Here is a 10,156-nt window from a genome sequence, read left to right on the forward strand (position 1 = left end):
CCTGCCCAATTTTTTATCCCATTTACTCCCCACCGCATACAGATAAAAATTGTTCCCTATCTTATGTACGGCAGTCCCTTTTCTCTTACACTTATTTACCCATTCAGGATATTTTGTACCCATATTTTGCCTCCTTTGCATATTACTTATTAAGTAATACCTAAAAAAAGAGCTCTGTCAAGTGAAGTTACTGTTTTTATAGCATTATAGAAATTTATGGTATGATATATTACTTATTTTTCGCAGAGTTACAGATTAAAAATTATTGTCAGACAGGAGGATGCAATGATTAAAAAAAAAGGAATATTTCGATGGCTTATGTGGGGTATCGGCTTTGGATTCCTGTACAGTACAGCATTCCTTTTATGGAGTTTAGAATTCTTTGAAGGGTGGATTTCTTTTCACAGAGGAGTGTCTCTACGTTTATGGGTAGGTAGTATATTGTCCCTATTGTTTATATATCCACTCCAACTATTGGAAAAAGTGCTTCCGGAAATTAACAGTTTTGTAATGATGTATATATACGCCTTCATCTGCGGATTCCTTATTGGAACCGGCATCTTTTTCATTAAAAATAAAATTTTATCACGTAAACCTCTTTCGGAAAAAATAAAAAGGAAGTTTACTGTAAAGAAAAAGATAATAACGACTGTTACAGTAGTTGTAATTTCCGTTTTTATCGGGATGAGTATCAAGTTGATTTTTATAGTAGAGGAATGTGGAAACAGAGTAACCTGTTTGGGAAATTTGCAAGCTATGGGACTGGCATTACGAGGGTTTGCTCAGGAGAACGGGGGAAGATTCCCTGACAATCTGTCAGAACTCTATCCTAAATATACCAGTTCCCTGGAAACTTTTATCTGTCCCAGCCACCAACCCCGGGTAACCGAAACCGATATAGCGCAAAACTTCGAGATATGTTATCAATATGTTCCCGGTCTTACTACGGAATATGATGCAAATTGTTTAGTGGTTATTGAAAAAAAGGAAAACCATCTGACAAAACCTTTCTTCCTCAACTGTACAAAACCTGTAAGAGGTGTATTGTTTGTTTCGGGTTATTACCGTTTATTGCCTGCTGAAGAGTGGCAGGAAGTTTACCGAAAACATCAAAACCTTATAAAAGACCTTTCTTTTATCAAGGAGTAGAAATATTTCTTAAGGCAAAAATTGTTTGTACTTGTTCAGCCAGTCAGTCTCTTGAACAGTTTCTCCAGTTGAAAAATTTGAACATATCAGTTCCTTGCTTCTGTACCCATTGCAGAAACGGTGTGCCCAAAATGTGTCCACTTTTAGGGCAAGTAAAGGCGAAATGTGGCGCTACGGTTCCTTTCGTCTAAATTTATTATGTTTAAATTGGTTCTCTTGTAAGTAGGTGTACCTTAATGTAAAATGAATACTAAGAAAACCTATGAAAAATAAAGAATGGAAAATCTTACAAGTAAAGTCAAAGAAAGAATCAGAAGAGTTGAACAATTTGCTCTGGCAGGTTCTTTGGAAGCCCTTGTCATTGCCTCAGGATATGATTTCAAAATTTAAATTGACAGGGGAGTCCAAAAAATTCATTGCGAAGCAAGATGATAAACTAATAGGCGGATTAGTGGCTTTTTCTATAACACCAATAGAGATGGAGATAAGGCATATTGCTGTTTTACCTAAATTTCAAGAAAAAGGAGTAGGTAGCAAACTTGTTGATTCTCTCATAACTTTTGCTTCAGAAAAAAGGTATACCCGAATATATACAATAGCTCGCAATACTTCTGTGGAGTTCTTTAAAAAACTTGGTTTTACCGACAACCCTCAGCAAAAACCGCCCGACCATCCTGCTTTCACAAAACATGGTATAACATTTTACCTACTGGAGCTGTCTTTGCTCGCTTTTATAATAAGTGTTAAAATGTGATTATAGGAGATATTGTAAAAGTAAAAATAAAGTATTATAAATTTTCACTATCAAGTTCACATAAAAAACATTCATTTTTCCATTTTGATATGTTATAACTTATATGAATAACCTTTGGATTAACCATTTTTACTTTTGGGGGGATGGTATTTATGGATTTGAAGAAATTTACAGAAAAATTTATAGCTTTAAAAAAGAAAGGGTTTATACCTTCTACTCGAAAGGGACCAACAGGAATAGGTCATACATTGGAAACATATCTTGGTTTACAGGAAAACAATATTGCTTTACCCGACCTTGTAGAAGCTGAGATTAAGGCACACAGAAGCAGTAGTAGCAATATGATAACCTTGTTCACTTTCAATCGGAAAGTTTGGCAAATACCACCATTAAAAGTGGTAAAAGAATATGGTAGTTTAGATAAGAATGGGCGTGTAGGTCTTTACTATACGATGTCCTTAAAACCGAATAGCGCTGGATTGTTTTTATATGTAACAAACAAGGATATATCTGTAAGGCATATTTCTGGAGAGGTAATAGCTGTATGGACACTGGAAAAATTGACAGAAACATTTATAAGAAAAATACCTGCGTTGGTTTTTGTATCTGCTTTTACTGAAGAACGGGACGGTAGAGAATGGTTTCATTTCTATCGTGCTCAGTTACTGAAGGGTACCTCTCCTGAATTATTGGCAAACCAATTCAAAGCAGAAAATATTCTGGTAGATTTGCGTTTGCACGACAAAGGTACAATGGCAAGAAATCATGGAACAGACTTTAGAACTTATAAAAACAAATTGCCACAACTTTTTATGGAAATAAGAGATTTATAGGGTTAATTTTTTAGATTATAACTTTTTCAACAGAAGAATACTTTCTCTTAACATAGTAGGGGCAGTTTTACCAGCTTTATTGGTGGGGCTGTTTCTTGATGGCATTCTTTTGTTCGGGATATTACGATATAAAATCCCCTGTGAAGTAAAACCAATCTTTTCCCCTAACTCACAAATAATCGTATCGGTTTTCAAAAGTACCTCTTTTACTGTGCGATTTCCGACAATTAGACAGAAGTATTTTTGCGGTTTCAGTATTTTGTAGGCCTGTTTCAACGCCTTGTCTAAATCTATATAGAAACTTAAAACATCCTTTGCTCTTTTTTCGTCTTCATCAGCAATGCTTTTTACGCTATATTTTAAGGTAGTAGAGCGTTTAAGTATAGAGTTATCAAGGTTAACATTGTTTTTACCGCCCATAAGTTCCTTATCAATATCTTTAATATTCGGGGGAAGTAAATCCAGCCACTGTGACGATAGTCTGGAAAATTGACCGTAAGCCACTGTAGTGCGGCTATCTCCATAAGGCGGGGAAGTGATGATAAAGTCTACAGAATTGTTAGGAATACCGTTGTCTTTCGTTGCATCACCCATAATAATACGTGAATTTGTTTGAGGGAAAGCATCCCGAGCATATTCTTTCATTCCCAAAATGTTCTTCTCGCAAAGTTTGGTAAATTCATTTAATATTTCTGGTTTAAATTTATCCGATAGCTTGTCAGGAGAACGGAATAGCTTAAATTCATTATGCCTTGTAAAAGAAGCGATTCTTACAACTTCGCTGAAAGGCAGTAAGAAGAAATTGCGGATATTTTCTTCTGGGATAGATTGAATTGTGTGTCGTAATTTTGCTAATTCTTCTATAACTTTTTTACTAAACCAAAAATCTATATTATAAAATTTTGGTAATTTTATATCTGTTGTTTTTTGATAATCTCTGATAATAATTTTTAGCTTACTAAGTAATACTTTAGGATCAATTGGTGTGGTTTTAGCTTTGGTTATTAATACTGCTAAAGGGTTAAGTTCTACACCTATAGAATTTCGATTTAAAATACTGCTTTCTACTAAAGTAGTGCCTGAACCGCAAAATATATCACAAACCAAATCTCCTTTTTGAGAAAAGGCTAAAATAAGTTTACGGGCGACCTGGGGAATAAATATTGCCGGGTAATTATGAAAACCGTGAGTATAGGTCTTGGTTTGATGAGTTTTAAAATCCCATTCCTCTACCCATTGTTTATGAGTAACGTCTTTATCATAATGTTGTTGATGGTTATAAGAAGCGTTTAGTGAAACAATTTGCTCTAATTTATCAAATTGATTATGAGTTACTGTTTTTTGCTGAACAGTTGTTTCTCCGAATAAATTATAATTTCCATCAGTATCTTTTAATTGTAAATTTTTCCGATATTTACTAGGATTCTGTGGTGCAACAAATTCTCTGCTTTTATGTAGATAATTTTGAATAGATTCTTTAGTAAACCGCCTATGCCCTCCTGGAGTTCTGACAGAATGTATTAATCCCTTTTCTTCCATTCTGTAAATAGTTTTTGTGCTAACTCCTAATAGTTCAGCTACTTGTTTGGTGTTTAACATTTTCATAGTAATTTGATTGATATTTGACATTATTGTGTATCCTTATTCTCTATAACTATTGTACAACATTAGACATCATTAGTCAATACATCCAAATGTGTTATGTGAATTAAGATAGAATGCAACTACTTAAATATGTTCTATTTTGGTGTATGTGAAAAAATCTTTAAAAAATGATTTTGCTTATATATATTTTTTTGAAATAGATGGTAGGTTGTTTGCTAACTGTTAAAATGGACGATATTAGTGTTTGTTTTTAAGCCTTATTAGATTATATAAAACAACCCTATTACAAAATCTTGATTAAAAGTATTTGTATTAACCCAATTAAAAATCCCAGCACAGCACCTGTCAGTTTGATAAACCTAATTTCTCTGCTTGTAGCACCATAAACCAATGTTTCTAACTGTCTTAAATCAAATTGTTTGATTTTATCTGAAACTATGGTGTCAACCTGTATCATTTCAGGTAATTTACGGAGTTCTTCTTCAAGTTGAAGGTTGTTTTTTATGAAATTTGATATTGTGTTTACGCCTATCAGGTCTTTTAAGACCATTTTTACAAAAGGGTTAAGGGTTTCTATTTTTCTATCAAGGAACTCTGTGATTTTTTCATCAAGGTCTATGGAGTTAATAAGTGTTTCATCGTCGAGCAGATGTTGTTTTAATAGTTTTCCTAACCGTTCAGCTATATCATTCTGGTATTTAGGTAGTAACCCTTGAATACCAAATCTACGTTTATATGGGCGGAAAAGTAGCCAAATAGCAATTACGTTTGTAATCCAACCTATAAAAGCACCTATAATTGGTATAAATAATTTAGTTAATATCGTCTTGTTATCTATCATAACAATCATTATACCTTAAATAGTTTATATAAATCTAATCATTGTTTATCTTTTTAATTGACAAGTGGGGTTTTTTGTAAGTATTATTATTAAGATTTATCAGTTGAAACTATGAAGAAGGAGACCAGGAAAAATGAAAAAATATTTTTTATGTATATTGATGCTAAGTGTAATTATGTTGTGGACATACAATAGTGAGGCGGCAAGACCTTTTGCAACAGATGATGCAGGAACTGTTGAATATAAGATGAGTGAAGTTGAGATGGGTTATACTTGGGGAGATGAAGAAGGTATTTTAGAATTTGATTATGTATATGGGCTTACAGAACGTATGGATATAGGTATAAGTTTTGGGTATACGATTGAAACTGAGTCAAAAAACTCTTTTACGCCTGCGGAATTATCTCTAAAATTTGCTATTGTGCCTGATATTTGTTCTGCCTCTTTTGCTTATGAATTTGGAGAGTCTATTTACGATATCAACCTTATTTGTACAAAAGTGTTTGGGCAGGTAGAAGTAGATGCAAATTTAGGGTATTTGGTAAACGAAGATGATGAAAATTTAGTGACTTATGCTGTTGCTCTGATATGGGCTATTGATGAAAAATTTGCTATTGGCACTGAACTTTTGGGCGATGAAACTGGTGTGCAAAATTTGCTTGTTGGTATGAGATACCATATAAAAGAGGGATTAAGTGTTGATGCTGGGTTTTCCAAGGGAGTGGGAGACGACGTCAACAATACTATAACAGTTGGATTACATTTTGAGTTTTGATAAGAAACAACTTTCAAAAAAAATTAATTGTCAATAGATATCTGTTAAAATAGAAGTTTAATTATGGAGTTAGATATGGCACAAACACAATTGCATATAGAATTATTGGACTCATCAGAGAACGCTCTTTCTTTAATTTATTCTGCTTGTCGTCAGTGTTATTCACCGAAATTTTCGGGGCAGATACTCAAAGAAGGGCTTGATAATTTTGAAAAGATGGGAACTTTTGTAAAACAGATTGTATCCTCTGGGCATGAAAGTCCGTTGGAGCACGTTAAATTTACTTTTGGGATAGAGGGAGTATCAAGGGCATTAACTCATCAACTGGTAAGGCATAGAATTGCATCCTATTCCCAGCAGAGTCAAAGGTATGTGGGAGCGTCTGATTTTGACTATGTGGTTCCTCCTTCAATAGCACAAGATGTTGATATGAAACAGGAATATGTTTTAATAATGGAGAAAATTCAAGAAGGGTACAATAGTCTTTTGAAAATGTTTGAAGCAAAAAACATAAAAGGCGAATCTGCTAAACAAGATGCACGTTTTGTTTTACCACAAGGTGTTGAAACCAAAATAGTATTAACAATGAATTGTCGAGAATTGATACATTTTTTTCAACAACGTTGCTGCAGTCGGGCACAATGGGAAATAAGAAATCTTGCAGAGGAGATGTTGTCTATATGTAAGCAAAAACTACCAGAGGTATTTAATAGTTCTGGAGCAAAGTGTGTATCTTTGGGTTATTGCCCGGAAGGGGAAAAGTTTACTTGTGGGAAATATCCTTTACAGAAGAAAAATTAATAACATAAAACTGGGGTATTTTAGACCTTTAACGGAATTGGTTGCAATCTTAATACTGTGGCAATCTTGTTGATATTTATCTTAATTCTTTAAATCTGGTATACTATATTAAGAAGTAGGTTTTTAATAGGTAAAGTATAACAAGGGAGGAAAAATGGCTAAAATACGGTGGGCTAAAATGGTAGATGATACTAAAACGTTTTTTACCGACCCTGTTGAGTTATACAAAAACCTTGAACAAGAAGGTGGTTATTTAGAATCTCTTGTCTATTTTATTATAATGGTTTTTATTGTATATCTGTTTTTTATTTTATCTTCAACATTTTTTCACACCCCACTGTTTGCAATAAGTATTGGTATATTTATTCTTTTTATCCCACTTACATTAATATCTTTTTTTGTTTCTACCGTTATTTTACATATTATATGGGGTGCCCTTGGTTCAAATGAGAATTTTGATACTTCTATGAGATGTAACGCTTCTTTTGCCCCACTTCTTCCTGCATGCGTATTGTTTAGTTTTATCCCTTTTTTGGGTAGATGGGTAGGAATTGTTGCTTACCTGTTTGTTTTATATTTTTACGTAATTTTTGCAAGCGTTTATGTCCATAAAATTGAGGAGGAAAAGGCAAAAAAATCTTTCTTGACTGTTTTTATAATTCTTGCTGTTTTAAGAATTACTGGGTTAGCAAAAAGTGAAATCATGGTTAGGCGTCAAAAAAAACAATCACAGGATATGATTAGGCAGATGGAAGAGAATTATCAGAAGCAGATGGAGGAATACGAAAGACAGCTTAAGGAACAACAACGGATGTATGAAAAATATCAGGGAGAATCGGAGGAGATTTAAATAAGACAAAATTAATAGTGTTTTACTTTGTTGATTCTACCATAACGCAAATACTATGTAGTACTTTAATGTCGTTGTCGTGACAAAACTTTACTGCTTTTTCGCTCTCTGCCCCCGGTTGTAACCAAACTCTTTTAATTCCTTTTTTTAGGCATTCCTTAACAATTTTCTCTGTTACAGCAGGAGGGGTAACTATATCCGCAACATCTATATCAAAAGGTATATCGCTTATGCTGCTGTAGCAAACTTTTCCATCAACCGTTTTTATGTTTGGGTTAACTGGATAAACTTCGTACCCTTTGGCGGTGAGGTCTTGTAAAATTTTATATGCAATCTTTTCTTTATTTCGGAACGAACCGACCACAGCAAACTTTTTTTGGCTAAGAAAATCACTAACTAAATTGTTCATTTTATTAAAACCCTTTCTTGTTTTTTAAAAAATTTAAATACTCTGTTTTCCTATCTAATATTTTCTTGCGGTAATATTGTGCCTTCTTTATCTCTTTTCTCTTTTTCAAACTCATTAAGAGATGCCAATTCTTTATACTTCCATCTGCAAGACCCTTTTGTTTTATGAGGCTTACACATAGCACAGCTGCGAAGCTTATTTTTAAATCTTTTCCTCATTTTATTTTACCTCCCTGATAATGGAAAGATTTTATATCCGTGATAACCATCTTTCTTGCAAATTAACTCACTTATTTTTCTACCTTTCCTACTACCTTGTGTTTCTTTTTTGCTGGAAAAATTACGTTGTCAATGAGTTTTGTTTTAACTTAATTATTTCTTATTCTTTTCCAATGCTGTAATATTTTTTTGTCTCAACCAATTATTCAATTTTCAATATTAAGTTGGTCCCCTTTGCTACAACAGAAAGTCGTAGTTTTTCGCTGACAGTAATATTTAAGCACCTTCTTTTTCTCCTGTCAAATCCTTTATCTGGCGTTATAAGTCATAACAGTTGAGTAAATTATTTGTCTTTTAAGAGAGTAAATGTTTATGACATACTTGCAAAACATCTTTCCAATATCTCCTTGTTTATAGAAAGATTTCCAGGAGGAAGATTGCCTATTTCCACTTCATACATATAGGGATTAAGCAATTCTTCCAACACGCTACTCAACCCTCTTGCACCCAATTTTCTTCTTAAAGCATTACTTGCTATATCTTCCAATACATCATTACTAAAAGAAAGATTTATACCATAGTTTGCAAAATATTCAATATACCCTTTTAAAGGAGTGTCTTGACTGTATTTCATTATGTTGACCATATCATTAGCCGTAAGAGAATAAAGTGTTACTACATTAGGAAACCTACCTAAAAATTCAGGTATCATTCCATATTTTTGTAAATCGTCTGTAGTAATCCTTTGACTTTTCTTGTGAACAGTTGTTTCTGGACAAAATCCAATAGTAGATGTTGTGCTAACCTGACTTATGTTGTTGATATCACTAAACGCACCTGCTGTTATCCAAAGAATGTTTTCAATATTTAATGTGCAACTTGTTCTGGGATACGAATCAGTATAGAACCTTTTTTCGCCAGTTGATTCTACAAGCTTCAACAATTCTTCCTGAACAGAACGACCAGCAACATCTCTGTCAGACAAATGACCCATAGGTGTTTTTGCTGATATCTTGTCTATCTCATCTATAAAAACAATTGCCTTTTCTGCTTTTTTCTTGTCTTGATTTACCATATCCAACAAAGAAAAGATTATGTTAGTAACATTCCCACCCACATATCCAGAACAAGTGAAGTCATTTGCACTACAACAATATACTGGAACATTAATATATTCTGCGAGAGATTTTACCAGATACGTTTTTCCGCTTCCCGTAGGACCCGCAAGCATTACATTACACTTCCGTATTGAGGTGCGTCCAGAATAATGTCTATATGCCAATGTGCTTAATACTCTTTTTACATACTCCTGACCAATAACTTTTTTAGACAAGTGATCATATATATCCTTTACAGGAGGAACGTTAAAGGTAACCTCGGGAGTAGCAACTATTTTGGGTTCCTCCTCTTTACAACAATTTATTCTATCAAAATATATCTTACTCAATGCTAAGCGATTATAATTCCATGACAAAGAAGGATAGTCTGAAATAAGAACTTCTTTTTTACACAATTTGGATGTATGATTTAAATATTTTATTTTTATCTCAAATGTCTTCACACTGTCGTTATTACCAAGATACGTAAGAATATCTTCTACTCCACCGGTCATACCTGCGCTCTTTATCCCGTAAAAATAGTAGAGTAACATTCTCTCATACTTATCAAGAGATAAATCTCTAATAATGTTTATGAGAGGATACTGAGTGGAGCCATCTTCTTTTAACCTTTCAACTGTGTAATCGATTTTTTCTAAATTCTCGCCAAATGAAGATGAAGTTGAAATATTTGTAGAATAAGGTCCCCTCGCTACCTTCTTTGCTACCTCTTCGCACGAACTTAATATTTCTAAATATGCTCTGTCCATTTCATACTCCTTTTTATTATAATGTGTTAAATTTGTAATCCTTACCTTTATATC

At 33.4% G+C, this 10,156-nt stretch carries 11 protein-coding genes; 6 read left to right on the forward strand and 5 right to left on the reverse strand.

The window, feature by feature from the left end:
- The first annotated feature begins 285 nt into the window (after positions 1 to 285).
- The 3 genes from M0P98_08275 to M0P98_08285 all read left to right on the forward strand — a co-directional run bounded on the left by M0P98_08275 (position 286) and on the right by M0P98_08285 (position 2,736).
- Positions 286 to 1,149, forward strand: a complete 864-nt coding sequence (locus M0P98_08275) for a hypothetical protein (protein ID MCK9266844.1) — start codon at positions 286 to 288, stop codon at positions 1,147 to 1,149.
- A gap of 262 nt (positions 1,150 to 1,411) precedes the next feature.
- The gene (locus M0P98_08280; protein ID MCK9266845.1) at positions 1,412 to 1,903 is read left to right on the forward strand and encodes a GNAT family N-acetyltransferase; all 492 of its coding nucleotides are present in this window, start codon (positions 1,412 to 1,414) and stop codon (positions 1,901 to 1,903) included.
- A 152-nt stretch (positions 1,904 to 2,055) separates the two neighbouring features.
- Complete coding sequence (locus M0P98_08285) at positions 2,056 to 2,736, forward strand: MvaI/BcnI family restriction endonuclease (GenBank protein MCK9266846.1); 681 nt, start codon at positions 2,056 to 2,058, stop codon at positions 2,734 to 2,736.
- A 15-nt stretch (positions 2,737 to 2,751) separates the two neighbouring features.
- Here the strand turns inward: M0P98_08285 and M0P98_08290 are convergent, their stop codons facing one another.
- Positions 2,752 to 4,365 carry a MerR family DNA-binding transcriptional regulator gene (locus M0P98_08290; protein MCK9266847.1) on the reverse strand — a complete coding sequence of 538 codons (1,614 nt, stop codon included), beginning with the start codon at positions 4,363 to 4,365 and terminating at the stop codon, positions 2,752 to 2,754.
- 259 nt (positions 4,366 to 4,624) lie between these two features.
- Positions 4,625 to 5,191: a DUF445 family protein gene (locus tag M0P98_08295; GenBank protein ID MCK9266848.1), complete on the reverse strand. Its 567-nt coding sequence runs from the start codon at positions 5,189 to 5,191 to the stop codon at positions 4,625 to 4,627.
- 124 nt (positions 5,192 to 5,315) lie between these two features.
- Here M0P98_08295 and M0P98_08300 point away from each other — a divergent pair, with 124 nt between their 5' ends.
- The 3 genes from M0P98_08300 (at position 5,316) to M0P98_08310 (ending at position 7,608) form a co-directional block, all read left to right on the forward strand.
- The gene (locus tag M0P98_08300; GenBank protein ID MCK9266849.1) at positions 5,316 to 5,957 is read left to right on the forward strand and encodes a hypothetical protein; all 642 of its coding nucleotides are present in this window, start codon (positions 5,316 to 5,318) and stop codon (positions 5,955 to 5,957) included.
- Positions 5,958 to 6,032: 75 nt separating this feature from the next.
- Entirely contained in the window at positions 6,033 to 6,758 is a 726-nt protein-coding gene (gene thyX / locus M0P98_08305; GenBank protein MCK9266850.1) for an FAD-dependent thymidylate synthase, read from the forward strand.
- Positions 6,759 to 6,912: 154 nt separating this feature from the next.
- Positions 6,913 to 7,608 carry a YIP1 family protein gene (locus tag M0P98_08310; protein ID MCK9266851.1) on the forward strand — a complete coding sequence of 232 codons (696 nt, stop codon included), beginning with the start codon at positions 6,913 to 6,915 and terminating at the stop codon, positions 7,606 to 7,608.
- Between the two features lie 22 nt (positions 7,609 to 7,630).
- Here the strand turns inward: M0P98_08310 and M0P98_08315 are convergent, their stop codons facing one another.
- The 3 genes from M0P98_08315 to M0P98_08325 all read right to left on the reverse strand — a co-directional run bounded on the left by M0P98_08315 (position 7,631) and on the right by M0P98_08325 (position 10,102).
- Positions 7,631 to 8,017 carry a CoA-binding protein gene (locus tag M0P98_08315; protein ID MCK9266852.1) on the reverse strand — a complete coding sequence of 129 codons (387 nt, stop codon included), beginning with the start codon at positions 8,015 to 8,017 and terminating at the stop codon, positions 7,631 to 7,633.
- Positions 8,018 to 8,067: 50 nt separating this feature from the next.
- Positions 8,068 to 8,235 (reverse strand): hypothetical protein, encoded by a 168-nt coding sequence (locus M0P98_08320; GenBank protein ID MCK9266853.1) that lies wholly within the window; start codon positions 8,233 to 8,235, stop codon positions 8,068 to 8,070.
- 370 nt (positions 8,236 to 8,605) lie between these two features.
- Positions 8,606 to 10,102 (reverse strand): AAA family ATPase, encoded by a 1,497-nt coding sequence (locus tag M0P98_08325; GenBank protein MCK9266854.1) that lies wholly within the window; start codon positions 10,100 to 10,102, stop codon positions 8,606 to 8,608.
- Positions 10,103 to 10,156: the final 54 nt, after the last annotated feature.

Source organism: bacterium, from assembly GCA_023230585.1.
In the GTDB taxonomy this organism is placed as follows: domain Bacteria; phylum Ratteibacteria; class UBA8468; order B48-G9; family JAFGKM01; genus JALNXB01.

Coding starts and splice junctions, on each gene's coding strand:
- M0P98_08275 (MCK9266844.1), top strand. CDS start 286: ATGATTAAAAAAAAAGGAATATTTCGATGGCTTATGTGGGGTATCGGC.
- M0P98_08280 (MCK9266845.1), top strand. CDS start 1,412: ATGAAAAATAAAGAATGGAAAATCTTACAAGTAAAGTCAAAGAAAGAA.
- M0P98_08285 (MCK9266846.1), top strand. CDS start 2,056: ATGGATTTGAAGAAATTTACAGAAAAATTTATAGCTTTAAAAAAGAAA.
- M0P98_08290 (MCK9266847.1), bottom strand. CDS start 4,365: ATGTCAAATATCAATCAAATTACTATGAAAATGTTAAACACCAAACAA.
- M0P98_08295 (MCK9266848.1), bottom strand. CDS start 5,191: ATGATTGTTATGATAGATAACAAGACGATATTAACTAAATTATTTATA.
- M0P98_08300 (MCK9266849.1), top strand. CDS start 5,316: ATGAAAAAATATTTTTTATGTATATTGATGCTAAGTGTAATTATGTTG.
- thyX (MCK9266850.1), top strand. CDS start 6,033: ATGGCACAAACACAATTGCATATAGAATTATTGGACTCATCAGAGAAC.
- M0P98_08310 (MCK9266851.1), top strand. CDS start 6,913: ATGGCTAAAATACGGTGGGCTAAAATGGTAGATGATACTAAAACGTTT.
- M0P98_08315 (MCK9266852.1), bottom strand. CDS start 8,017: ATGAACAATTTAGTTAGTGATTTTCTTAGCCAAAAAAAGTTTGCTGTG.
- M0P98_08320 (MCK9266853.1), bottom strand. CDS start 8,235: ATGAGGAAAAGATTTAAAAATAAGCTTCGCAGCTGTGCTATGTGTAAG.
- M0P98_08325 (MCK9266854.1), bottom strand. CDS start 10,102: ATGGACAGAGCATATTTAGAAATATTAAGTTCGTGCGAAGAGGTAGCA.